Consider the following 26069-nt stretch of genomic DNA (forward strand, 5'->3'; position numbering starts at 1 on the left):
TGTGTCTCACACAATCCCTGTAGGAGCGGTACGGGTGATTCCGTGCTTGCGCAGTTTTCTATAGAGGGTATTGCGGCTGACGCCCAGTTGATTGGCGGTATGGGTCATGTGCCACCGCGTCTGCTCCAGCGCATCGAGCAGCGCTGAGCGCTCGGCATCTTCCAGCGGATGTTCAGACGCAGCAACTTGCGCAACGACCGGCCGCGCCTGACGAATCATTACCGGCAAATCCTCCAGCCCAATCACCCCGCCGTCACACAACGCCGCCAACGTACGCAACACATTGCGCAACTGCCGCACGTTGCCGGGCCAACTGAACGCCAGCAATGCCTGACGCGCCGCTTCGTCAATCACCAGCGTCTCGCCACCCGCCTCTTCGGCCAGCAGAAAATCCAGCAGCTGCGATTTGTCTGCACGCTCACGCAATGCCGGCAATGCCACTTCCAGCCCGTTGAGCCGGTAATAAAGGTCTTCGCGGAAACTGCCGTCCTCGACGCGCCCCAGCAAATGACGGTGGGTCGCGCTGATGATGCGCACGTTGACCGCTTCAGGCTCGCCGCCGATCGGCACCACTTGCCGATCTTCCAATACCCGCAACAATCGGGTCTGCAGGGCCAGCGGCATGTCGCCGATTTCATCAAGGAACAATGTGCCGCCGTCGGCCTGCTGCAGCTTGCCGCGCATGCCGTCCTTGCGCGCACCGGTGAAGCTGCCGCCGCGATAGCCGAACAGCTCGCTCTCGATCAGGCTTTCGGGAATCGCCGCGCAATTGAGGGCGACGAAGGCTTTGCCTGACCTTTGGCTGGCATTGTGCACGGCTTTGGCGAAGGCTTCCTTGCCGGAACCGGTTTCGCCATTGATCAGCAGCGGCACGTCACGCTCGAACACGCGCAGGGCTTTGCGGAAGTCGGCCTGCAGTTCGGGGTCATCCAGGCAAATCCCCGGCAGACGCGGCGCTTCGGCGGCGACCGGTAAACGTGCCGGCTGAATCGGCGAGGGTCGACGCGCTTCACCGCGCAACACAGCAAACAAGTGCCGACCGTCGCGGGTGCGCAGCGGCCAACTGGCGCTGGCATTGGCGCTGGCCCGACCAAGTAAGTCATCCAGGGAGCAATCGAAAAACGCCTCGACCGGTTTGCCCAGCAATCCGCCGCGAAAGTGCCCGAGCAGGTTCAGTGCGCTCTGGTTGACCGCACTGATCCGCCCTTCCCCGTCGAACGCCAGCAAACCCTCACTGAACAGGCCGACGGATTCGGCTTGCAGATGAAAACGCAGCAACCATTGGTTATCGAAGCAGCGCAGGAAATAACAGCTTTCGATCATCTTCGCCGAAAGGTTGACCAGCGCCATAGTGTGGAACTGGCTCTGGCGCGACACATCATGCCGCGCCGAGGACACGTCGAGCACCGCGAGCAACTCGCCGTGCGGGTCGAACACCGGGCTCGCCGAACAGGTCAGGCCAGTGTGGCGGCCGCGAAAGTGTTCGTCCTGATGGATGGTCAGCGCCTGACGCTCCACCAGACAGGTGCCGATGCCGTTGGTGCCCTCGCACGCTTCGCTCCAGTCGGCACCGAGCCAAAGGCCGGCGCGTTCGAAAATCTTGCGCTCGGCGGGAGCGGTGACGCAGTTGAGGATCACCCCGCGCGCATCGGTCAACAGCACTGCATGACCAGCGCCGGACAGCTGTTGATGCAGGCTGCTCATTTCATTGCCGGCGATCTGCAATACCTGTTGCAAGCGTTCACGACTTTCGAGGACGCGTCCGTGGTCGAGCACGGTCGGGGCGATGGCCAGCGCCGGGTCGAGGTGGTAATCCTCCAGACACCGCAGCCACGACCGGGCAATCGACGGATCCGCCCCGGGGCCATGCAGGTGCGGCTTGCCCTGGGTGGTGGTGAGAACCTGTTGGGCATGGCGACTCAAATGGTTGTCGTGCATTTCTTATTGTTCTCCCCCCCACTGCCGGAGCTGCCGCAGCCTTCGGCAGCTCCTGCATGAACCGGGTTTTCCTGGGCCATCAGTTCATTTGAGTGCCGAGCATCCTCCAGCCGTCGACGCATTGCAATGCTGGCAAGACCACCCGGTCACAGGCTGTGGCGGATACGGTACAAACTGTCACCCAAGCTGTACCGATTACGCGACAGCCGCACTCCGCCCGTCCGACAAAAATTCCTCAAGACCTTGATTTACCAGCCCTGCAAGGCAGTGGCCCGACCTTTGCTCTAAGCTTATAGCAAGCGCACTTGCGCCACTCCCTTATAAGCACAAAAGCCAAGGAGACATTCATCATGCGTTACGCTCACCCCGGTACTGAAGGCGCCAAAGTCTCGTTCAAGAGCAAATACGGTAACTACATCGGCGGCGAGTTCGTCGCGCCTGTCAAAGGTCAGTACTTCACTACCACTTCGCCAGTGAATGGCGAAGCGATTGCCGAATTCCCCCGCTCCACCGCCGAAGACATCGACAAGGCGCTGGACGCCGCCCATGCCGCCGCCGACGCCTGGGGCACAACCTCCGCGCAGGCACGCTCGCTGACGCTGCTGAAAATCGCCGACCGCATCGAACAGAACCTCGAACTGCTGGCGATCACTGAAACCTGGGACAACGGCAAAGCCATCCGCGAAACCCTCAACGCCGACATCCCGCTGGCTGCCGACCATTTCCGCTACTTTGCCGGCTGCCTGCGCGCTCAGGAAGGCAGCGCAGCCGAAATCGACGGCAACACCGTTGCCTATCACATTCATGAACCACTGGGCGTGGTCGGCCAGATCATCCCGTGGAATTTCCCGATTCTGATGGCCGCATGGAAACTCGCGCCAGCACTGGCTGCCGGTAACTGCGTGGTGCTTAAACCTGCCGAGCAAACCCCATTGGGCATCACCGTGCTGATGGAACTGATCGGCGACCTGCTGCCGCCGGGCGTGCTCAACGTCGTGCAAGGGTTCGGCAAAGAAGCCGGCGAAGCCCTGGCCACCAGCAAACGCATCGCCAAGATTGCCTTCACCGGCTCGACCCCGGTCGGCTCGCACATCATGAAGTGCGCCGCCGAGAACATCATTCCGTCCACCGTGGAGCTGGGTGGCAAATCGCCGAACATCTTCTTCGAAGACATCATGCAGGCCGAGCCGACGTTCATTGAGAAAGCCGCCGAAGGTCTGGTGCTGGCGTTCTTCAATCAGGGCGAAGTCTGCACCTGCCCTTCCCGTGCGCTGGTTCAGGAATCGATTTACGACGAATTCATGCAAGTGGTGATGAAGAAGGTCATGCAGATCAAGCGTGGCGACCCGCTCGACACCGACACCATGGTCGGTGCCCAGGCCTCCGAGCAGCAATTCGACAAAATCCTTTCGTACCTGGAAATCGCCAAGGGCGAAGGCGCCGAGCTGTTGACTGGCGGCAAGGTAGAGAAACTCGAGGGCAGCCTGTCGACCGGCTATTACATCCAGCCGACCCTGCTTAAAGGCACCAACAAAATGCGCGTGTTCCAGGAAGAAATCTTTGGCCCGGTGGTGAGCATCACCACTTTCAAGGACGAAGCCGAAGCCCTGGCCATCGCCAACGACACCGAATTCGGCCTCGGCGCCGGCCTGTGGACCCGCGACATCAACCGCGCCTACCGCATGGGCCGCGCGATCAAGGCCGGTCGCGTGTGGACCAACTGCTACCACCTGTATCCGGCGCATGCCGCGTTCGGCGGGTACAAGAAGTCCGGCGTCGGTCGTGAAACCCACAAGATGATGCTCGATCACTATCAGCAGACCAAAAACCTGCTGGTGAGCTACGACATTAATCCGTTGGGCTTCTTCTAAAACCTCTGGGGCGATGCAGTTAATCCTGTGTTGCCCTTTTAATAGCCATCGCTGGCTTGCCAGCGATGGCGCCCTCAATGACACAACCCAATGGTCTGGCCGCTCTGGCACGGCCTTTGCGTACCCGAAATCCACAATCTGCCGCTGCGTGAACAGCACCCATCCACCCCAACCGCTCCATCCGAAAGTCCAAAAAATCGAACAATAAAAAAGACAGCGAGGACTTATGACAACCACCACACAGCTCAAACCCACACTCGGCACCCTGCATTTATGGGGCATTGCCGTCGGCCTGGTGATTTCCGGCGAGTACTTCGGCTGGAGTTACGGCTGGGGCACCGCAGGCACACTAGGCTTTTTGGTCACGGCGCTGATGGTCGCGACCATGTACACGTGTTTTATCTTCAGTTTCACCGAATTGACTACCGCGATTCCCCACGCTGGCGGGCCGTTTGCCTACAGCCGGCGGGCTTTCGGCGAGAAAGGCGGATTGATCGCCGGGATCGCCACCCTGATCGAATTTGTCTTTGCACCGCCGGCCATCGCCATGGCCATCGGCGCCTACCTCAACGTGCAGTTTCCGGAGCTTGACCCGAAACTGGCAGCGGTCGGCGCGTATTTCATCTTCATGACCCTCAACATCCTCGGCGTCAGCATCGCCGCGACCTTCGAACTGGTCGTCACTGTGCTCGCAGTCGCTGAGTTGCTGGTGTTCATGGGCGTGGTCGCGCCGGGTTTCAGCTTCAGCAACTTCGTGCTCAACGGCTGGTCGGGTGCCAACGAGTTCACCCTGGGCTCGATTCCCGGGATCTTTGCGGCGATCCCCTTCGCGATCTGGTTCTTCCTGGCCATCGAAGGCGCGGCCATGGCAGCCGAGGAAGCCAAGGATCCGAAACGTACGATTCCCAAGGCCTACGTCAGCGGCATTCTGACCCTGGTGTTCCTCGCCATCGGTGTGATGGTCATGGCCGGCGGTGTCGGCGACTGGCGGCAACTGTCGAACATCAACGACCCGCTGCCACAGGCGATGAAAGCCGTGGTCGGCAGCAACTCGACATGGATGCACATGCTGGTGTGGATCGGCCTGTTCGGGCTGGTGGCGAGTTTTCACGGGATCATTCTGGGCTATTCTCGGCAGTTCTTTGCGCTGGCGCGTGCCGGTTATCTGCCCAAAGGATTGGCGAAACTGTCGCGTTTCCAGACGCCTCACCGGGCGATTCTCGCCGGTGGCGTGGTCGGCATTGCGGCGATCTACAGCGACGGCCTGGTCAATCTGCAGGGCATGACCCTGACGGCGGCGATGATCACCATGTCGGTGTTCGGCGCCATCGTGATGTACATCATCAGCATGCTCAGCCTGTTCCGCTTGCGCAAAACCGAGCCTGACCTGGAGCGCACCTTCCGCGCGCCAGGCTATCCGGTGGTGCCAGCGATTGCGCTGTTTCTGGCGGTGGTGTGTCTGGTGGCGATGGCCTGGTTCAACCCGCTGATCGGTTGCGTATTCCTCGGGTTCATGGCGGCCGGGTATCTGTATTTCCAGCTGACCGCCAAGCAACGGGCCAATGCCCCGGCCGACGCTATGCTTTCAGGTATTTAACCTTGCCACATTGAAGTGCACACGCCCCATGTAGGAGCTGACGAGTGAAACGAGGCTGCGGCAGCTCCTATAGGGTAGGGTTGATCTGTTTGGTATTCAGGAGAATTTAGCCCCATGGCTGCATTTGCCCATTCTGTCGGCGCCCAGACTTATCGCTTCGACAGCCTCAAGGCCGTCATGGCCAAGGCCAGTCCCGCGCGCTCCGGGGACTTTCTGGCCGGTGTCGCCGCGCTCAACGATGGCGAGCGTGTGGCCGCGCAAATGGCGCTGGCCGACATTCCGCTCACGCATTTTTTACAGGAAGCGCTGATTCCTTACGAATCCGATGAAGTCACCCGCCTGATCCTCGACAGTCACGACAAACAGGCTTTCGCTGCGGTCAGCCATCTCACCGTCGGCGGCTTTCGTGACTGGCTACTCAGCGATGCCGCCGACGAAATCAGCCTGCGCAGCCTCGCGCCCGGCCTGACCCCGGAAATGGCCGCCGCCGTGTCGAAGATCATGCGCGTGCAGGATCTGGTGCTGGTCGCGCAGAAAATCCGCGTGGTCACCCGGTTTCGCGGCACCCTCGGATTGCGCGGGCGCCTGTCGACACGTCTGCAACCGAATCACCCGACCGACGACCCGGCCGGCATCGCCGCGAGCATTCTCGACGGCCTGCTGTACGGCAACGGCGACGCGATGATCGGCATCAATCCGGCCACCGACAGCACCGCGTCGATCTGCGCGATGCTGGAAATGCTCGACGCGATCATCCAGCGCTACGACATCCCGACCCAGGCCTGCGTGCTGACCCACGTCACCACCTCTATAGAAGCTGCCAACCGGGGCGTGCCGCTGGATCTGGTGTTTCAGTCGATCGCCGGCACCGAGGCGGCCAACGCCAGCTTCGGCATCAACCTGAACCTCTTGCAGGAAGGCTATGACGCCGGGCTGAGCCTGAAACGCGGCACCCTCGGGCAGAACCTGATGTATTTCGAAACCGGCCAGGGCAGCGCGCTGTCGGCCAACGCCCATCATGGCGTCGATCAACAGACCTGCGAGGCGCGGGCCTACGCCGTGGCGCGACATTTCAAGCCGTTCCTGGTGAACACCGTTGTAGGATTTATCGGCCCGGAATACCTCTACAACGGCAAACAGATCATTCGCGCCGGCCTCGAAGACCACTTCTGCGGCAAACTTCTCGGCGTGCCGATGGGTTGCGACATCTGCTACACCAACCACGCCGAAGCCGATCAGGACGACATGGACACCCTGCTGACGCTGCTCGGCGTCGCGGGGATCAACTTCATCATGGGCATCCCCGGCTCCGACGACATCATGCTCAATTACCAGACCACCTCATTCCACGACGCGCTGTATGCACGCCAGACCCTGGGCCTGAAACCGGCGCCGGAGTTCGAGCAATGGCTGGCGAACATGGGCATCTTCACGCAAGCGGACGGCAAAATTCGCTTCGGCGACAACCTGCCACCGGCCTTCCGCCAGGCGCTGGCGCACTTGGGATAAACGAGCATATGGATAAACCGCCCATCGACCCACAAAATCCCTGGCTGGCACTGCGCCGCCTGACTCCGGCGCGCATTGCCTTGGGCCGCACCGGCACCAGCCTGCCGACGAGCGCACAGCTGGATTTCCAGCTTGCCCACGCCCAGGCGCGGGACGCGGTACACCTGCCGTTCGATCATGCCGGGCTCGGCGCACAACTGAGCGAACGCGGGCGTGAAACCCTGCTGCTGCACAGCGCTGCGGTGGATCGCAACAGCTACCTGCAACGCCCGGATCTGGGGCGCAAGCTCAGCGATGACTCGGCGCAAGCATTACGTGAATATGCGTTGGCCCATTCGGGCGGCGTCGACTTGGCCATTGTCGTCGCTGATGGTTTGTCGGCGTTGGCGGTACATCGCCACACCTTGCCCTTTCTCACGCGGCTGGAAGAACAAATGGGCACGGATGACTGGTCGGTGGCGCCCGTCATTCTTGTGGAACAGGGCCGCGTGGCCATCGGTGATGAAATCGGCGAACTGCTCGGCGCCAAAATGGTTGTCATGCTGATCGGAGAGCGCCCCGGCCTCAGTTCGCCGGACAGTCTGGGTCTGTATTTCACCTACAATCCGAAGGTCGGGCTCACCGATGCCCACCGCAACTGCATTTCCAACGTGCGGCTCGAAGGCCTCAGTTACGGCATGGCGGCTCACCGCTTGCTGTACCTCATGCGTGAAGCCTGTCGGCGGCAGCTCTCGGGGGTCAGTCTGAAGGACGAAGCAGAGGTTCAGACGCTTGAATCGGACGACGGTGTAGACATGAAAGGAAATTTCCTACTGGATCCGCCCACAACCTGAAGCGTTTCCGCATTGCGTTTCGGCGGCGGTTTCAGGCAGGATCGACGCACGGCCGCCCGGGTTTCCCATCGCCGTCAGCGCACGTGAAGACAGCCACTTGAAGGACGAGACCTAGCATGCGGATTATTCAAGCGACCCTGGAACACCTGGATTTACTGACCCCGTTGTTCGTCAAATACCGCGAGTTCTATGGTTCCTTGCCCTATCCGGACTCGTCTCGGGCATTTCTTGAAAAACGCCTGCGGCGCAAGGAATCCGTCATCTATCTGGCCCTTGCCGACGATGACGACAAAAAACTCATGGGCTTCTGTCAGTTGTACCCAAGCTTCTCTTCGCTTTCGCTCAAACGTGTATGGATCCTCAACGACATCTATGTCGCCGAAGACGCCCGTCGCCAGCTCGTGGCCGACAACCTGATACGCACTGCAAAAAAAATGGCCAAGGAAACCCAGGCCGTGCGCATGCGCGTCTCGACCAGCAGCAACAATGAAGTGGCGCAGAAAACCTACGAATCCATCGGCTTCAAGGAAGACACCGAGTTCAAGAACTACGTGTTGCCGATCAGCGACGAGTTGTAAGCTTTTAAAGGATCGCAGCCAGTGGTGGGCTGCGATCTTTCGCTCTTCACTGACAATTCCTCACACCCGACATTCCCCGCTACAAAACCAACACGCTTTCCAACGTTCAAACCGTATAATGCCGACCTTTCCGGCTTGTAAGAAAAACTACTCCTCTCTGTAGGCTTTCGCGAAGTCATCCGCACAGGCCTGCCGAGTCGGGCCGACACACAGGTGCCACCCATGGATTTCAACCCGCTCGACCTCATTCTGCATCTCGACGTGTACCTCGATTTGCTGGTGAATAACTACGGGCCATGGATCTACGCCATCCTGTTTCTGGTGATCTTCTGCGAAACCGGTCTGGTGGTGATGCCGTTCCTGCCGGGTGATTCCCTGCTGTTCATCGCGGGCGCCGTGGCGGCCGGTGGCGGTATGGATCCGGTGTTGCTGGCGGGGCTGCTGATGCTCGCGGCGATTCTCGGTGACAGCACCAACTATGTGATCGGACGAACGGCCGGCGAAAAGCTCTTCAGCAATCCGAACTCGAAGATTTTCCGTCGCGATTACCTGCAACAAACCCACGACTTCTACGACAAGCACGGCGGCAAAACCGTGACGCTGGCGCGCTTTCTGCCGATCGTCCGTACCTTCGCCCCGTTCGTGGCCGGTGTGGCGAAGATGCCTTACCCGCGCTTCTTCGGCTTCAGCATTCTCGGCACCATTTTGTGGGTCGGCGGTCTGGTGACACTGGGTTACTTCTTCGGCAACGTACCGTTTATCAAGAAAAACCTGTCGCTGCTCGTCGTCGGCATCATCCTGCTGTCGCTGGTGCCGATGATCATCGGCGTCGTGCGCAGCCGTTTCGGCGGCTCCAGCTCCAAAGCCGAATCGCGCTGAACCCATGTGGTCACTGAGCGCCTGGCGTCGCCGGCGCCTCTTGGCCAAGCACCCGATTGCCGACGACCTCTGGCAACGGGTGCGCCATCACCTGAGCTTTCTCGACGGCATCAGTGCCGCTGAAGACCATTGGCTGCGTGAAGCCTGCGTCCTGTTTCTCGAAGAAAAACACCTGAGCGCCCTGCCCGGCGTCGAGCTTCATCAGGAACAACGCCTGCTGCTCGCCGCCCAGGCGCAATTGCCGCTGATGTATCTGGGCGACTTGAACTGGTATCAGGGCTTTCATGAAATCGTCCTCTACCCCGACGACTTCCTCAGCCCTCAGCGCCACCGCGATGCCAGCGGCGTCGAGCACGAATGGGACGGCGAACACAGCGGTGAAGCCTGGCAACAGGGGCCGGTGATTCTCGCCTGGCCGGGCGTGATGGCCAGTGGTGGCTGGGAAGGCTACAACCTGGTCATCCACGAACTGGCGCACAAGCTCGACATGCTCACCGGTGACGCCAACGGTCTGCCGCCGCTGCACGCCGACATGCGCGTCAGCGATTGGGCCGAGGTGATGCAGGCGGCCTACGACGACCTTAACCGCCAACTCGACCACAACCCCGACGCCGAAACCGCCATCGACCCGTATGCGGCGGAAAACCCCGCCGAGTTCTTTGCCGTCACCAGCGAATACTTCTTCAGCGCCCCGGATCTGCTGCAAACCGCCTATCCACAGGTGTACACGCAATTGCAGTTGTTCTACCGCCAGGATCCGCTTGCCCGGTTGTTGCAACTTCAGGCGCAAGACCCGGTCTATCAGGCTCACGACTAAGGCCGGGACGACTTTCGGTGCATGGCATCGGCAGCGGAATGTGCCTATAATCGCCGCCACTTTTTGGTCAATCCGGCCAAGTGTTTTTGGTCAACTACGGGGGCAACGCCCAATGAGCTACAGCAAGATTCCGGCTGGCAAAGACCTGCCGAACGACATCTACGTCGCGATCGAGATCCCGGCCAACCACGCGCCGATCAAATACGAAATCGACAAAGACAGCGATTGCCTGTTCGTTGACCGTTTCATGGCCACCCCGATGTTTTACCCGGCCAACTACGGTTACATCCCGAACACCCTGGCCGACGACGGTGATCCCCTCGACGTGCTGGTCGTGACCCCTTACCCGGTTGCGCCAGGCTCGGTCATCCGCGCCCGTCCGGTCGGCATCCTGAACATGACCGACGACGGCGGCGGCGATGCCAAAGTCATCGCAGTCCCACACGACAAGCTGTCCCAGCTGTACGTCGATGTGAAGGAATACACCGACCTGCCGCCACTGCTGATCCAGCAGATCGAGCACTTCTTCGCGAACTACAAGGATCTCGAAAAAGGCAAATGGGTGAAAATCGAAGGCTGGGCCGGTGCAGACGCCGCCCGCGAAGCGATCACCAAGTCAGTCGCTGCCTACAAAGGCTAAGCGCTCAGACCCGCTGTTTGCTTGATGAAACCCCGGTTAGCCGGGGTTTTTTATTGCCTGGAATTTATTTTTTAAACACAAAGTTGAAGAAGCGCGGTTTGCGAATTAGCGACCGTTTAGGTTTCACAAAGACCGTCTTACATCCCGTCTCAAATTTCCATTCCGATTTGAACACCCGGTTTATTCAAACCGCTCTGGCACGCCCGTAGACTCCGTGTTTATGAGAAAGAACACTAGCGGTCCACGGTTCAGGGCTCTCCTGGACGAAGCGAAGATCAGCACCACCGGTTTCGCCAAGTTCTGGGGCACGGAAGCCCAAAACGTTCATAACTGGTACACCCGAGGTGTGCCCGCCTATCGTATGGAGGAAGTCGCGCGCCTCCTGTCGGTCAACAGCGAGTGGCTCAAAACCGGAGAAGGCCAGAAAGAAGCCGTGCGCATGGTCGCCGTCGACGAATTCGGCAACCCCATCGACGCCCATGCCATGCGCGGCAACTACACCGTCATCGACCCGGCCGACATCGACCTGCCCTTCTTCAAGGAAACCTCTGTCGGCGCCGGCCCCAACAAAACCCACGTCGTCCTTGACCCCGACAAAACACTGCGCATGGCGCGCAAACACCTCGACGCCCTGGACATCAAACACGGCGACGCCATTTGCTTGCACATGATCGGCAACAGCATGGCCGAACGCATCGAAGACGGCTCCATCCTCGCCATCGACCGCGGCCTGACCCAAGTCATCGACGGCGAAATATACGCCATCGAACACGACGGCATGCTGCGCATCAAATACCTCCACCGCATGCCTGGCAACGCCCTGCGCCTGCGCAGCCACAACCGAAACGAATACCCGGACGAAATCTTCCGCGCCGCACAGATTGATGAGCAAAGGATTCACATATTGGGCTGGGTCTTCTTTTGTTCGACGCTGAGCAAGCGACGGCCCGTGGTGCCGTTTCTCTAAGACACGGCCGTATTCCGAGACCAACATAAATCCCTGTGGGAGCTGGCTTGCCAGCGAAGAGGCCCGAATGACCACCGCAAATCACTAACCTGAGTCACCCGGATCGCTCTAATCCGCACTCCGGGCTGTAAATCCCGACCAAAAATCAGTATCCTGCGCCCCACATTTGCGCATCGACCCGCCCCGCGGCCCAGATGACGCCTGACGCGGCAGACCACTGTCTGAACAAGTCCCACAGCCGGACGCAAGATCCGGATGTACATTTTGAAGGCTGAAGCGGTTCGTCAAAAACGAACCAAAGCAGTCCCCGAGAAGCCGGCCACAAGCCGGCTTTTTAATGCCTGCTGGAAAACTGGCCACATCTCACGCACCCAACACGACAGCTTCTGCATATCAGGCAATAGGCTTACATACATGCATCGATGGGACACGAGAGTTGTGCTAAAGACGCTTGTCCGATTACCTTGCGTCCAGAGATAAGCCTTTTGGACGTGGACTGAGCATTATCGAAATCGTTATCAGAGGCAGCTCTGAATGACATCCGACAAGATCAGCACGAATGACGAAAAGAAGTGTTTCCGATCTCGGTAACTCCGTATCCGAAGACGCAACCCCCAGCGAACCAGACGAAGCACTCATTTCAGTAGCCATCGAACGACTCACTGCTCCTCAACGAGTAAAGCTCACTCTGAACGATCTTTAGCTTGAGTCCCCTCACGGATAACTAAACCCCTTAACCAACGTCAACTCCCCCGCCGTTCGCATCGGCACCACAAACGTTTCCATCTTCTCGCTCGGCGTGCCTTCCTCGGTAATCACCGTAATCTGCGCCGTCGTCAGCGCCTGCCCCGCTTCATCCCCGCCCTCGTCATCACTGCGATACCCGCCGCCGTAGTAATTCACATAGACCAGATACTGCCCCTTCATCGGTGCCGGCATGGCGAAGATTTCCGGGCCGTAGCCGGTGGTGACATCGACATCGAGGGCGCCGCCGTTTTGAGCGATGCGGTTGCCGTACCAGATGTGGCCGCCGTCGGGGGTGACGACGTGCAGGTCGAGGTCAGTCCCGTCGCTGTCCCAGGCGAGGAGGACGCGCAGTTTGGGTGGGGTGGCGCCGCCGCTGGTGTTGAGGAATTGGGTGCGGTGGCGCTGTTGGCCGTCGGGGCTGCGGACTTCGACGCTGTTGCTGCCGTTGGGGAAGGAGAACGGGCGGTCGAAGTGGCCGGCGGGGTCGATTTTGAGGGGCATGCTGACGCCGTTGATGATCAGTCGGCCGGGTTCGTTGTTTTTGGGGGCGGCGCTGATCTGGCCGCGAATGCGGGCGGTGTTGGCCTGGCCGACCGGGGTGTTGACCGAGCTGGCCGGGTAGTTGACGGTCTGGCGAAAGCTTTCGCCTTCGCCCTGGGCCGCGCCGGTTCGCCAGCCGCCGACCGGGGTGTCGATTTTGACCGCGTCGGCGGCGAATGTCGGCGACAGGGCGGTGATGGCGCACAGCAACAGCAAGACCTGTGGATAACGGCGTGTCATGGTCTATTCCAGCAAGAGGTGGCGGGCGAGCCCTTCGATGTAGGTTTCATCCTGGCCGTTGGGATGTGCTTCGAAGGCCAGGTGCAAGTATTCGTGTGTCAGGTCGAGGCGATCCTGCAATGTCAGCACGCCGCGCACGTAGATGCGCTGGCGTTCGCGGTCGACGAATGGCCGGCCGAAGGCGAGTTTGCAGACGGCGAAGGTGCTGACTTCGTTGTAGCCGGTTTCGCTTTCAAGGCGAGGACGCCAGCCGCGACGTTGTCTTTGCAGCCATTCTTGCGCGGCGGGCAGGGCCTCGCACGAGGCAACCGGGTTGTCCCAACGGCTGAGACTCGCGCGCGGATAGGCGTGCAGCAGAATCGCGTCGTAGCGCTGGCCGGCGTTGGCCTGTTCGACCGCTTGCTGCCAGGCGAGTTTGTCCGGGCCCGGAAGATCGGAGTGATAGGTGACGTTGCTGCCGGCCAGCACCAGATCCGCCGTCCATGCCGCGATGTCCCGCGACGCCGCCGAGGCCGGGCGCGGCGCGACTCGCTGGCGGGTGCTGCTGTCCTCGATGCTCAGGCAGTCGCCGTTGCGCGTGGCGTTTTGCAGCAGATACGTGCGGATCGCCACGGCCAGGGCTTTGGCGGCTTCGGCCGGTTCGGGCCTGGCTTCGCGCTCGAGGACACGGGCGACGTATTCTTCGCGATCGACCCGGGCGACAAGTTTGTCGTCGAGCAGAAACAGTTCGCCGTCGCTGTGGATGTCGAGGCCGTTGCCATTGGTGAATTCGACGCGGTAGTCGCCGCGCAACGGGCCGGATTTCACCACCTGATCGCCGGACAACACCCGCGCCAGCGGATAGCGTGAGAACAGTCCCACCTCGACGCAACGCCCCGCCTCCGCCGGCCAGGTCACCGGCAGCACCGTCGCCAGTGCCTGCCCGTAATGGCGCAAAACCGTTTGACTGGTGCCGCGCCCACCGGCCCATAAAGGCGTGCCGTCGGTTGTCCATCCGGCGAATCCGCCCTGTCGCGATTGCGCATCCTGGTCCGCCAGCCAGCTCCAGGTTTTCACCCGCAGCCGTCCGCCCAATTCACCGACCACGTTGCCATCCGCCGCACTCAGCACGACATCGAGCAATACGCGGCGCGCCTGATCCTGCGCCGGTAACGTCGCCAATACGTTGAGCAACTCAGCGATTGAAACGCGAGTGGCTGGTTGCATCGCCGGCAAATCCAGCAGCCATGACGGTGCTTGCCGCGCCTGCCAGTACGTGCGCCAATCGGTAGCGGCAATGCCCAGTCGCACAGGCTCGAAGTACAAACCGCAGGATTTCACCAACGCCTGATCGCGCTCGATCTTGCCGCCCGTTGTGCAGCAATACACTTCTTCCTTCGACTGCCCACGACAGGCATACGCCGGTTCCCGCGCGCCGGTATCGACCAGCCAGGCGTAGACAAACAACTTCCACAAACTGCCCAGCGGCGCCTGAAAACTGTTCTGCAACGGCTCGCGGGCGATCAGTTGCGAGTGGTTCAGCGACAGCAATTCGCCCTTGTAAGCCAGGCGCAGCGGCTCGTCCTGCGCCGTCGCCAGCGCAGGGGTCAAGCACAACAGCCACGCCAGCAGCCGCTTCATGTCAGTTGACCGTGACCTGGCCGAGAGCGGCTTTCGCTTCCCGGGCCTGATGTTGTGGCGCGTAGACCTGAGTGAAACGCACCGGCGGCAAGTTGAACTGGCCTTTCTGCGAGAAACGCACCAGATGACGCAAGCGTAACTCGCCGCTCAACGCATCCACTGGCACCGCGTAGGCAAGTTGCCCCGGCTCGAATCGTGCCTTCTCAAGCGACGTCGGTTCGGTGCCGGGCTTGCCCTGCAACTTGATGCCCCACGTCGTGCGCTCGACATCGGCGCCCGGCGGCAGCGGCACTTCGAGCATGCCGTAACGCAGGGGGGTCGGCGCTTTGCTGGTGAGGATCACTTCGTCCAGATACAGGCTGTCGCTGGACAGCGGCTGAGTGCCGACCGGCTCCAGTTTGAAGGTGAACGCTTCGTCACCCGGCACCAGCCGCGACAGGCGACGGGTGATGGTCACGGCCATCGGATCGACTGCCGGTTGCTGGCTCTGGAAGCTCAACGACGCGCGCAACGGACGCTCTTGGGTGCCCGCCAACGACAACACACTTGGCACGGGCGTCGGGCCCTGCCACGTCCAATACATCTCGCCGGTTGCACCGTACTGTTTTTTCCAGCCGTCACCCGGCGCCAGCGCAATCGTCGGCGAGGCCTGTTCGATGCTGCGTTGCAGCCAGGTCAGGGCCAGTGCGCGTTCGAGGGTCGATTGCTGCGGCAACAGGCGTTGCAACAACGTTTGCGCATGAGCTTGATCGAACGGTTGCAGCGACAGGTTCAAGGCTTCGGCGAACGGCTGCGAACTGACGGCCAGACGTTGTTGCGCGGCATCCACCTGACGACTGAACGCGTCCGGCAGCGGCACCTTCACTTGCTTGGCCAGCGGGGCGGTCAGCGCCCGCGCCGCCGCCAGACCCAGTGCCGAATCCGGCGCGCTCATCACCAGACTGTCTTCGCCGTCGTCCATCAGGGTGTCGGCATTGCCCTCACCGGCCCGAGCGAGGTCGTCCATCAGACCGCTGAGCAGCGTGTTGACCGGCAGGTGCATGTGTTTGGCGAACGACAAAATCAGTGCCCGTTGGAGCAGCGGCGTGGTTTTCGCCTGTTTGGCATAGACCTCCAGCACGCGTTGCCAATGCTCCGGCGGCAGCGTCAGTTCCAGCACTTGGCTGGCGTTCCAGTCAGCGTAATAGGCGTAAGCGGTGAGGAATGCATCCGGCTCGCCGTCGTAGCCCCACCAGGTGAAGCTCGCCGATGGCCCGGCCATTTGCACAAGGCGCAGGCGACTGTTCTGCATGATCAGACGCAAGCGATCGCGGATCTGCAGGTTCGACGCCAGCGACGGATAGGCGATGCTCAGCGGCAGCAAACGACTCGCGGTTTGCTCGACGCCGCCGTACGGATAGCTGAGCAAATCGTCGAGCGCCGAGCGGAACAGCGCTTGCGGGCTGTCATCCAGACGCAGGCGAATGTCAGTGGCGTCCGCCGGCAGATTCAGCGCGGTGTCGCCGCTGGCCGCATCGAGACTTTGAGTCTGGGTGACTTGCCAGCCTTCACCGGTGCTGGTCAGGCGCACCGCAAGGGCATCAGCGGTCTTGCCGTCCTGTACCAGTTCGGCTGTCCAATCGCCAGTCGCGAGTGCAAACGCCGGCAATGCCACGTAGTTGATGCCGCTGTTCAGCGTCACCGGCAGGCGTTGTTCGGTGCCGGCGTAATGGGTCACCAATTCGGCCTTGACCGGTTTGTCGGCCTGACTGAAGGCAAACACGCCGAGTTGCGGCTGATCGCCCTTGCGGAATTTGCTCGGGCCGCTCCACTTCAGGTACAGCGGTTTCTCCGAGCGAACAAACTGCTTCTTCTGCCCGACCTGACCGTCATCGGCGATGGCGCGAGCGGTGATGCGCCAGCGGGTCAGCGAGTCGGGCATCTTGAAGGTGAAGCGGGTTTTGCCGTCGGCACCGGTCAGCAATTCCGGTTGCCACGCGGCGGTGTCGACGTCTTCGCGACGCGGCCGCTCCAGCACTTTCACCCCGCGTTCGCTGCGGTTGGCCTTGCCCGGCGCGCCGGGGCTGCCCGGCAACGCGACGTCATAACTGATGAACGACAGGCTGGCGCTGGTGCGCACGTTATTGCGGCGCGGATGGTAGAAAAACTGGTCAATGGTCGGCGCGACTTCCGCTTGCAGCGCGTAGACCATTTCGTCTACGACACTGACGGTCAGGTGCGCCGGCATCGCTTTGCCGGCGAACTGGGTGGTCAGATCGACCGTCACCGTTTCGCCCGGCTGGTACGTCTCTTTGTCGGTGCTGATTGTCACGTCGATTTGCGGCGCGACCACTTTGATCCCGGCGTTTTGAAAGCTGTACTGGCCACCCTTGGTGTACAGCACCGAGAAGGTCAGGTTGGGCGCGAAGCTGTCTTTTACCGCAATGCGCGCGCGGTATTGGGTGTCGCTGAGTTTTTCCAGCTTCAGCCAGTCGCCACCCTTCGCCAGCAGGGCCGTGGCTTCGACCTTGTCGCGCTCAAGCGACAGCAGCGCATCGCTGACCGGCTCCGGAAAGGTGATCAGCGCCAGCGCTTCATCGCCGGCCTTGTACTCGGGTTTATCGAGGACGATTTCCACGGTGCCCGGTACGGCTTTGACGCCGTCGCCCGTCACAGAATGCCCGGTAGCGCCGAGGACGCGACCGTGCTGATCCTTAAGCGTCAGGTTGTAAGTGCCCGGGCGTTCGAAGACCAGGCTGAAACCCTGGTCGGTCGCCGCGAGTCTGCCTTCGCCGATGCTCTGATCTTCCAGACGCACCCAGCTATAACTGCTCGGCGTGACCGCTTTGTTCTGCTCGCTGCCGCCTTCGTTCGCGTAGCTGAACGCGACTTTTTCACCGCTGGCACTGAAACGCTGCGGCGCGCTCAAGCGGAAACTCGCGGCGCCCCGGTCGATGAGGATTTCCTTGGTGGTCTTGACCCGGTACGCCGCGCCGTCGCTGGCAAACACGGTGAGCATGTAGCGGCTCGGTTTGTCGGCGGCGGGCAGGTCGAGCGTGGCGTTGCCCTTGCTGTCAGTGGTCAGTTGGGTGCTGGTCAGTTCTACCGGGAATTGCCCGAGGTATTGCAGTTCGTTGTCGACCATCGACAATTGCTGGGCACGCAGGCTCAACGTCAGTTTGGCGTTGGCCACCGGTTTGCCGTCCGGGTACAGCAGCACGAGACTGCCCTTGACCGGCTCGCCCGTGCGGTACTCCTGCTTGGCCAGGTTCAGCGAAATTTCGAAGTGCGGCTTGATGTACTCAGCCACCCGAAACGCGCTGCTGTAAGCCTGATTCTTGTAGCTGAAACGCAGCTCGTAACCCCCGGCCACAGCGTTGTCCGGCAACTGGAACCGGCCCTGGCTGCCGGCCTTCGAATCGAGCTTCAGGTCGAGGGTTTGCAGTTCGGTGCCGGTCGCATCGAGCACGCTGACATTCACGTCGGCGGCGCCGGGTTGCACCGAATCCCGGGCATTTTTGAACTCGCGGCCGATGATTTTCAGCGACACCCAGTCGCCCGGACGGTACAGCGGCCGGTCAGTGAAGGCATAGAGTTTGGTGTCGTAGATTTCGCTGTCGTAATAGAAGTTTTCCGAGACGAACACCCCACCCTCTTCGTCCTCGCCGATCACGAACGAACGCTCCGGGCTGACGTGTTTGAGCCGCAGCAAGCCATCGGCATCCGTGGCGCCGCTGCTCATCACGCCGAGGCCATCCGTCCACAGCACATTGACCTTCGGCACCGAACTGCCTTCGTGTTTGCGCGCGGCCCACACCAGCAATTCGTCACCGGCAATCTTGCTCACCGCCACGGTGTTCGACACGAAAACCATGGTGGTCGCGCGGTACTTGCCGATCAGCGCTTCGACCAGGTACAGACCTGGCCTCATCTGACCCAACGGAATGTAAACGTTACCCGGCGCGACGCTGATGAAGTCGCTGGAAGACCCGGCCAGATTCACCCCGGCTGGTGGCTGGATGGGTTTGGCCTGCCACAGCGGATAACGGAACTGGCTGACCACCGGCAAACCCGGGATCAACGCGAATTGTGGCTGTGCATCGTAAGGTGTCGGCGCGACCATGGCGTCGCCCATCTTCAGTTCCGGGACTTCTTCGGTGACTTGTTTGCGCGATTCATAGGAGAACGCACGCTGCATCACTCGACGGGATTTGCGGTACCAGTTGTCCCACAGGTACGCGAGGGTGTTCGACAGGCCTTCGCCCTTGAACTGGCCGTCACTGACCACGCGGTGCAGGTTTTTCTGGCGCTTGAGGAAATCCAGCGGCTTGTCGATGCGGTACACGCGGATGTCGGCGCCGCCGTAAGGCTCCATACGGAAACGGCGGTAATCGCGGCCCGGCGCTTCGAGGCGCACCATTGCCTGCTCATCGGCGGCGAAGCTGCTGTCAGCCAGCAGGAAAAAACTTTCACCGGCCACCGGCGCGTAGTTGCTCGGCTCGACCGAGTCGTCGGCGTTAACCGGCGCCAGCGGCAACAGCAAGGCCAGCAGCAATGGAATTCGGGAGCAGATACGCAACATGCGGGCACCGGTCATTGGGAGAGAAAGTTCAGTCGATAGACGCCGATGAAGTTGGGGTTGGCTGCGTCGGGTATCCATCGGGTGTCCTTCCATGTCATGAGTTGTTGCAGGCTTGCGGAGCGCATGCCGTTGTCGGTGGGGGTGGTGGTGCCGGTGTGATAGGCGATGTAGCGGCCCATCCAGATCATCAGGTGCTGGTCGTCGCCCTGATCGAAAAACATCAGATCGCCGGGGCGTGCCTGGGACACGTCGCGCCCAACCAGACGACTGTTAAACTGGATCAATTTGATTGCGTTGACGTACGGCCCGACCTTGCCGCCGCCCTGCTGCCATTGCTGGGCAAGGCGACGTTGCTCGGTGGTCAATGACGATTCCGGCGGCAGATAGCGATTGGACAAGCCATTGCTGCGCAGCCATTTATCGTCGTGGACTTTCAGCGCTTCGTTGGCGGCAAAGCGCACCAGCCCCGCGCAATCCTGCTGATACCAACGCGGACTCGGGCCTTTGCTCAGCTGCTCTTCGGCGATGCGCACAAACCAGGCGCGGAACACCTGGGATTGCTGCGGATCGAGCGCCGGTGCTTCAACTGCGCGCGCCATAGTGCTGAGCAGCAACGCGAGCACGCCAAGGCAGCGGATCAGTGCGCTCACAGCGCTTTCCACTCCAGTGGCAGCCATTGCCAGTGGCCGTCGGGCTCGCTGCCTTCGGGCAAGGTCAGGGCGTATTTGCCGTAGCCGCCGAGGGTACGCAATTTTGGGATCAGGTAGGTTTGCGCAGCGTTGTAGAACACCGGTTCCATGTCTTGCGGCAGGCTGTCGAGGGTTTCCTGCTGCATCAGCTTCGCCATCGAATCCGGGCCGAAATAGATTGGCATCAGCACGTCTTTGGGCAGTACGTCAGCCATTGGCGGGAAGCGTTTGTCGAGGGTGCCGAGGGCTTTGTCGACCAGTTTGTCGTCGAGGGAAAACAGCAGCGTCGAGCCGTGGCGCGCGAGGCTGACCTTCATGAAAGCCTTGCCGGTGACCGCATCCGGATTCTCGGCGTCCTTGGCCGCGTAGGGGCCGAAGTTCGAACTGATCTGACGCTGCCACAAGTGACTTTGACCTTCCTGCTTCTCGACCATCGGGAATACGTTGCCTTCCACGTTCCTTTCGAACGCACCGACCATCGAACCGAAGAGTTTGCCGATATCGGCGTCGAGCTTGTCGCTGTCGTCGTCATTCAGGCTGGCGACCAGCAACGGCGTGTACAGCCGCGAATCGGCGTACCAGCACAGGCCCGCCGCGCCCGCGACGTGTTCGGTCAAGGCCTGGGCGACGGCTTCGTCGGCACCGAGTTTCACCAGCAACGGTTTCTGCGGCTCGGCGGCCACGGGCAGCGTTACACACGCACTGGCGCCTGACGGCATGGCTTGCCACACCGGTTTAAAGTCGAAATCCGGCTGGTTGTCCAGCTCGTCCATGGCCAGGAAGCTGTGCCAGCCCTTGTCGTCCATGTCGAAACGCAGCCCGGCGAAGTTCGGGATGAAACGCTGATAACCCATGGCAAGTACGCTGGCGTTCACCGACAGGCGCTGTTTGATTTCAGGTTTCTTGTCAGCCAGGCCGAAGGCTTCCGGGAACAGTTTCTGTCCGCCCAACAAGGCTTCCAGCGACTGGGTGGAAACCATGCCGTGCTCATCGGTCGGGCCGTGGCCGGTGTCGTAGAGCTTCGCCGGATTGGACAGCACCACCAGTTTGTCGCCGTGGGAAGCGAATACCAGGGATTTGCTGGCGTTGAAGTTCAGTTGATACAACGGCACGGTGTCACCACCGACTTTGATCTCGCCGGTCTGGTTCAACTGGGTATCGTCCAGTGCGACTTTTGCCAACGGTTCCAGTAGTTTCGCGAGTCCGCCGCGATCCATCACCAAGAGGAAATCCTTGAGGCGACCATCCACTCCGCGCCACAGCGCCACGTCTGCCGGCTGATCGAAAAGCTGCTCGATCAGGGTGTCCTGCAGCTTCAGGTCATGCTCGTAAATGATCCGGCGCAAGCTGCCGATCAGCCCGAGACGGTCAGCATGGGTTTCGTAATAAAAGACGAAATCTTCGGTGAGGGTGGCCTTGAGGAACGGCACCGTCAGCAGGTCTTTGGGCAACTGGCTCAGGGAGCGGGTTTCCAGCAACGCGTCCGGCCGGCTCATGCCCAGTTTGTCACTGGCCAGCGCCGCCTCCGGCACCTTGGGTTTGCAGCCCACGCCCGCCGCGATGCCGACGATCAGGCACAACCCGACCAGCAGCGCCGGCCAGCGCCGGGAAGGATTGCCGGCAGGCGTTTCGCAGGCCGGAGAAACGGCAGGTGCCACAACGTTATCGCTCATCTTCACAAAACCCGATGTTCATCCGTGGAGCGGGATGCTTAATAGTTGAAAGTCTTGACCAGCAGCAGATCACCGATGGCCCGCAGGGGCACGATGAACGTCTCGCGTTTTTCGTCGACGGTGTTTTCGTTGAGCACCAGCGTGATTTGCGAAGTGATGACCTCGTTCTGGTTGCTGGTCTCCTCGAAGTTATAGCCGCCGCTGCCGTAATTGCCCCAGTAGTTGACGTAAACCAGATAGGTGCCATGCAGCGGCGCGGTCATTGTGAACATTTCGGGGCCGGGGCCATCGACGCCGTCCGGGTCGAGCCCGCCGCCATTGCTCAGCGCCGGGTGTGCCCAGAACGCATGCTGGCCGTCGGGCGTAACGATATGCAGGTCAAGTTCGGCTTTAGGATCGTCCCAACCCAAGACAAGACGAATCCGCGCCGGGGTGCGCAAATCATTGGCTTCATAAAATTGCACACGCTTGAGCGACTGACCGTCGGCGCTACGCACTTCGACACTGTTTGAGCCGGCACCGAACGCATAGGGCCGGGCGAAACGGCCCTGGTCGTCGGTGTACAGGTTCAGAGGATTGCCGTTCACCGCGAGGCTGTGCGGCGGACGCAAATGGCCGATGGCCTTGAGCTGGCCCAGGATCATCGTGCGATTGCGCTGGACGCCGCGATCGATCGGCGGCGTCGGATAGGCGACCTGCGGGTTTTCGCTGCGGTCGAGCAAGCCGTGATAACGCCAGCCACCCACCGGTTCCGACAGCTCAGCCGTCGGCGCCGCCCATAGCGCTGGCGCGCAGGCGAGTCCGATCAGCAGCAACAGAAATGAACGCATGCAATGCCTCCTGCCATGCCTGACGAAACCTTGCACCCGATCCTCGGTGCTTCACAGCGGTGAAGTGCTGCGTTCGTCTGAATGACCCGTGACTGTCGGGCCGTAGAGATGGCGCGAAGGGTAGCGATTTGGCGGTTTTTTAACAATCGGATACATCTATATTTTCGGTAGGAATCATGCGTCTGCAACGGCGTGAGCCGAATATCGACATCATTCGGCTCACCCGATGAGCCGAATAGGAGGTTTATTCGGCTCACGGCTCAGAATCGATGCCTGATGATCGATCTGGCGGCTGCTCCTACATTGGGCGCGATGTGGCTTGGATTCGGGTGCTCATTTGCCCATAACCCCCCTATCTGCTAGTGTCGCGCCGGTTTAACGTCTACCGGAATTGCCACCATGGCCCGCAAAAAAGCTGCACTGGATTTCGAACAGTCCCTCGCTGACCTGCAAACGCTGGTGGAGCGTCTGGAGAACGGTGAATTGTCGCTGGAAGATTCGCTGACCGCTTTCGAGCAGGGCATCGGCCTGACCCGTGACTGCCAGGCGGCGCTGGCTCAGGCCGAGCAGAAGGTTCAGGTGTTGCTGGAGCGCGATGGCGAGCTGGCCGAGGAACCTTTCGACGCGGAACAGCCGGAATGATTGCAGCGTATTCCGCCACCAGCCAGGCCCGTGTCAACGCGGCTCTGGAAACCCTGTTCACTGCCCCGCTCCCCGAATTGACCCGCCTCTACGACGCCATGCGCTACAGCGTAATGAATGGCGGCAAACGCGTGCGTCCGCTGCTGGCCTATGCCGCGTGCGAAGCGTTGGGCGGCAAGGTCGAGCAGGCAAACGGTGCGGCGTGCGCGGTGGAGTTGATCCACGCCTATTCGCTGGTGCATGACGATCTGCCGGCGATGGACGACGACGATTTGCGTCGCGGCCAGCCGACCACGCACAAGAAATTCGATGAAGCCTGCGCGATCCTTGCCGGTGACGGCTTGCAGAGCCTGGCGTTCAGCGCTTTGCTCGACCCGCGCTTGAGCAATCCTGAAACCGAAATTCGCTTGCAGATGGTCAGCGCTCTCGCGTTGGCGGCAGGTTCGGCGGGCATGGTCGGTGGCCAGGCCATTGACCTCGGTTCGGTCGGACTCAAGCTCGATCAACAGGCGCTCGAACTGATGCACCGGCACAAAACCGGCGCGTTGATCGAGGTCAGCGTCAAGCTTGGCGCCCTGGCCAGCGGCCGTGCCGAGAAAGATGAACTGAAGTCTCTGCAAACTTATGCACGGGCCATCGGTCTGGCGTTTCAGGTACAGGACGACATTCTCGACGTCGAAAGCGACACCGAAACCCTCGGCAAACGCCAGGGCGCCGACATCGCCCGGGACAAGCCGACCTACCCGGCGCTGCTGGGGCTTGATGCTGCCAAGGTTTACGCCCTCGAACTTCGCGATCAGGCCCTGCACGCGCTGCGACCGTTTGACGCGGCGGCCGAGCCGTTGCGTGAGCTGGCGCGGTATATCGTCGACCGTCGCAGCTGACGGCGTATCGGCCAAAAAAGACCAACGCGTGGGCAGGGGGCCAAGCATCAGGTAAACTGCCGCCTCTTCTATACCTATAACGATTCGCCTGATGCCCACGACGTTTCATGAGATTCCCCGCAAGCGCCCGACCACGCCCCTGCTCGACCGCGCGAACACGCCGGACGGCCTGCGCCGGTTAGGCGAAGCCGAGCTGGAAACCCTGGCCGATGAGTTGCGCCTGGAATTGCTCTACACGGTCGGCCAGACCGGTGGGCATTTCGGTGCCGGCCTGGGCGTGATCGAGCTGACCATCGCGCTGCATTACGTCTTCGATACGCCGGACGATCGTCTGGTGTGGGACGTCGGTCATCAGGCTTATCCACACAAGATCCTCACCGGTCGCCGCGAGCGCATGAGCACACTGCGCCAGAAGGAAGGCGTCGCCGCATTCCCGCGCCGCGCCGAGAGCGAGTACGACACCTTTGGTGTCGGCCACTCCAGCACCTCGATCAGCGCCGCACTGGGCATGGCGATTGCCGCCCGCCTGCAAAACAGTGATCGCAAGGCGATTGCCGTGATCGGCGACGGTGCCCTGACCGCCGGCATGGCTTTCGAAGCGCTGAACCACGCGCCGGAAGTCAACGCCAACATGCTCGTCATCCTTAATGACAACGACATGTCGATCTCGCGCAACGTCGGCGGGCTGTCGAATTACCTGGCGAAAATCCTTTCCAGCCGCACTTATGCGAGCATGCGCGAAGGCAGCAAGAAAGTACTGTCACGCCTGCCCGGTGCCTGGGAAATCGCCCGCCGCACCGAAGAATATGCCAAAGGCATGCTGGTCCCCGGCACGCTGTTCGAAGAACTGGGCTGGAACTACATCGGCCCGATCGATGGCCACGACCTGCCAACCCTGATCGCGACACTGCGCAACATGCGCGATCTGAAAGGCCCGCAGTTTCTGCACGTCGTCACCAAGAAAGGCAAAGGCTTCGCCCCGGCGGAAGTCGACCCGATCGGCTACCACGCCATCACCAAGCTTGAACCCGTGGACGCCCCGGCCGCTGCGCCGAAGAAAACCGGTGGGCCGAAGTACTCCGCCGTGTTCGGCGAGTGGCTGTGTGACATGGCGGCGGCGGATGAGCGCCTGGTCGGGATCACCCCGGCGATGAAGGAAGGCTCGGACCTGGTCGAGTTCAGCGAGCGCTATCCGCTGCGCTACTTCGACGTCGCGATTGCCGAGCAACACGCGGTGACCTTCGCGGCCGGCATGGCTTGCGAAGGCGCGAAACCGGTGGTGGCGATCTACTCGACATTCCTGCAACGCGGCTACGACCAGTTGGTGCACGACGTCGCGGTGCAGAACCTCGATGTGCTGTTCGCCATCGACCGCGCCGGCCTGGTGGGCGAAGACGGCCCGACCCACGCTGGCAGTTTCGATCTGTCGTACCTGCGCTGCATCCCGGGCATGGTCATCATGACCCCGAGCGACGAAAACGAACTGCGCAAAATGCTCACCACCGGCCATCTACACGAAGGCCCGGCGGCGGTGCGTTACCCGCGTGGCAACGGCCCGAACGCGACCATCGACAAAGACCTCGAACCGATTGAAATCGGCAAGGGAATCATCCGTCGCCAGGGCAGCAAAGTCGCTCTGCTGGTGTTTGGCGTGCAACTGGCTGAAGCGCTGAAAGTCGCCGAAACACTGGATGCGACCGTGGTCGACATGCGCTTCGTCAAACCGTTGGATGAGGCATTGGTGCGCGAGATCGCCGGTGGCCACGAACTGCTGGTGACGATCGAAGAGAACTCCGTGATGGGCGGCGCCGGTGGCGCGGTCAGTGAGTTCCTCGCTCGGGAAAACATCCTCAAGTCGATGCTGCACCTCGGTTTGCCGGACGTTTACGTCGAACACGCCAAACCGGCGCAGATGCTGGCGGAATGCGGATTGGATGAAGCGGGGATCGAAGCGTCCATTCGCCACCGCTTACAACTGCTGTAACCCCCCTTGTAGGAGCTGCCGAAGGCTGCG

At 61.2% G+C, this 26069-nt stretch carries 19 protein-coding genes; 12 read left to right on the top strand and 7 right to left on the bottom strand.

The window, feature by feature from the left end; genetic code table 11:
* Positions 1-6: 6 nt before the first annotated feature.
* Positions 7-1938: a sigma-54-dependent Fis family transcriptional regulator gene (locus tag GIW69_RS11690; protein WP_236482662.1), complete on the bottom strand. Its 1932-nt coding sequence runs from the start codon at positions 1936-1938 to the stop codon at positions 7-9.
* Positions 1939-2288: 350 nt separating this feature from the next.
* Between GIW69_RS11690 and exaC the strand changes: the two genes are divergently transcribed.
* From exaC to GIW69_RS11735, 9 genes are all read left to right on the top strand, one after another.
* Entirely contained in the window at positions 2289-3809 is a 1521-nt protein-coding gene (exaC, locus tag GIW69_RS11695) for an acetaldehyde dehydrogenase ExaC (RefSeq protein ID WP_236482664.1), read from the top strand.
* 226 nt (positions 3810-4035) lie between these two features.
* Positions 4036-5406: an ethanolamine permease gene (gene eat, locus GIW69_RS11700; protein ID WP_236482666.1), complete on the top strand. Its 1371-nt coding sequence runs from the start codon at positions 4036-4038 to the stop codon at positions 5404-5406.
* Positions 5407-5520: 114 nt separating this feature from the next.
* The gene (locus tag GIW69_RS11705) at positions 5521-6915 is read left to right on the top strand and encodes an ethanolamine ammonia-lyase subunit EutB (RefSeq protein WP_236482667.1); all 1395 of its coding nucleotides are present in this window, start codon (positions 5521-5523) and stop codon (positions 6913-6915) included.
* Positions 6916-6923: 8 nt separating this feature from the next.
* Complete coding sequence (eutC, locus tag GIW69_RS11710) at positions 6924-7748, top strand: ethanolamine ammonia-lyase subunit EutC (RefSeq protein ID WP_236482669.1); 825 nt, start codon at positions 6924-6926, stop codon at positions 7746-7748.
* Between the two features lie 116 nt (positions 7749-7864).
* Positions 7865-8326, top strand: coding sequence for a GNAT family N-acetyltransferase (locus GIW69_RS11715; protein ID WP_003228592.1), 462 nt, complete (start codon positions 7865-7867; stop codon positions 8324-8326).
* 222 nt (positions 8327-8548) lie between these two features.
* Positions 8549-9205: a DedA family protein gene (locus tag GIW69_RS11720; protein ID WP_236482671.1), complete on the top strand. Its 657-nt coding sequence runs from the start codon at positions 8549-8551 to the stop codon at positions 9203-9205.
* Between the two features lie 4 nt (positions 9206-9209).
* The gene (locus tag GIW69_RS11725; RefSeq protein ID WP_236482673.1) at positions 9210-10022 is read left to right on the top strand and encodes a M90 family metallopeptidase; all 813 of its coding nucleotides are present in this window, start codon (positions 9210-9212) and stop codon (positions 10020-10022) included.
* Between the two features lie 112 nt (positions 10023-10134).
* The gene (gene ppa, locus GIW69_RS11730) at positions 10135-10662 is read left to right on the top strand and encodes an inorganic diphosphatase (protein WP_003205933.1); all 528 of its coding nucleotides are present in this window, start codon (positions 10135-10137) and stop codon (positions 10660-10662) included.
* Between the two features lie 220 nt (positions 10663-10882).
* Positions 10883-11629: a S24 family peptidase gene (locus GIW69_RS11735; RefSeq protein WP_236482674.1), complete on the top strand. Its 747-nt coding sequence runs from the start codon at positions 10883-10885 to the stop codon at positions 11627-11629.
* Positions 11630-12343: 714 nt separating this feature from the next.
* Here the strand turns inward: GIW69_RS11735 and GIW69_RS11740 are convergent.
* The 6 genes from GIW69_RS11740 to GIW69_RS11765 are packed head-to-tail and all read right to left on the bottom strand — an operon-like array spanning position 12344 to position 22529.
* A complete protein-coding gene (locus tag GIW69_RS11740; protein ID WP_236482676.1) occupies positions 12344-13156 on the bottom strand; it encodes a DUF2135 domain-containing protein in 813 nt (270 codons plus the stop codon).
* Positions 13157-13159: 3 nt separating this feature from the next.
* Positions 13160-14776, bottom strand: a complete 1617-nt coding sequence (locus GIW69_RS11745) for a DUF2300 domain-containing protein (protein WP_236482677.1) — start codon at positions 14774-14776, stop codon at positions 13160-13162.
* Position 14777: 1 nt separating this feature from the next.
* Complete coding sequence (locus GIW69_RS11750) at positions 14778-19352, bottom strand: alpha-2-macroglobulin family protein (RefSeq protein ID WP_236482679.1); 4575 nt, start codon at positions 19350-19352, stop codon at positions 14778-14780.
* Positions 19349-20014 carry a DUF1175 domain-containing protein gene (locus GIW69_RS11755; RefSeq protein WP_236482681.1) on the bottom strand — a complete coding sequence of 222 codons (666 nt, stop codon included), beginning with the start codon at positions 20012-20014 and terminating at the stop codon, positions 19349-19351. Before GIW69_RS11755 ends, GIW69_RS11750 begins: the two co-directional genes overlap by 4 nt.
* On the bottom strand, positions 19984-21699 hold the full coding sequence (locus GIW69_RS11760) for a DUF2138 domain-containing protein (protein ID WP_236482683.1): 1716 nt from the start codon (positions 21697-21699) through the stop codon (positions 19984-19986). The genes GIW69_RS11755 and GIW69_RS11760 overlap by 31 nt, the downstream gene beginning before the upstream one ends.
* 38 nt (positions 21700-21737) lie before the next feature.
* A complete protein-coding gene (locus GIW69_RS11765) occupies positions 21738-22529 on the bottom strand; it encodes a DUF2135 domain-containing protein (protein ID WP_236482685.1) in 792 nt (263 codons plus the stop codon).
* Positions 22530-22928: 399 nt separating this feature from the next.
* On the opposite strand from GIW69_RS11765, the gene GIW69_RS11770 reads away from it, so the two are divergent.
* The 3 genes from GIW69_RS11770 to dxs all read left to right on the top strand — a co-directional run bounded on the left by GIW69_RS11770 (position 22929) and on the right by dxs (position 26039).
* Complete coding sequence (locus tag GIW69_RS11770) at positions 22929-23171, top strand: exodeoxyribonuclease VII small subunit (protein ID WP_003228627.1); 243 nt, start codon at positions 22929-22931, stop codon at positions 23169-23171.
* Entirely contained in the window at positions 23168-24055 is an 888-nt protein-coding gene (gene ispA, locus GIW69_RS11775; RefSeq protein ID WP_236482687.1) for a (2E,6E)-farnesyl diphosphate synthase, read from the top strand. The genes GIW69_RS11770 and ispA overlap by 4 nt, the downstream gene beginning before the upstream one ends.
* Positions 24056-24146: 91 nt before the next feature.
* Entirely contained in the window at positions 24147-26039 is a 1893-nt protein-coding gene (dxs, locus tag GIW69_RS11780; RefSeq protein ID WP_236482688.1) for a 1-deoxy-D-xylulose-5-phosphate synthase, read from the top strand.
* Positions 26040-26069 lie beyond the last annotated feature (30 nt).

The organism is Pseudomonas syringae (assembly GCF_021605415.1).
GTDB classification, from domain to species: Bacteria; Pseudomonadota; Gammaproteobacteria; order Pseudomonadales; family Pseudomonadaceae; genus Aquipseudomonas; species Aquipseudomonas syringae_S.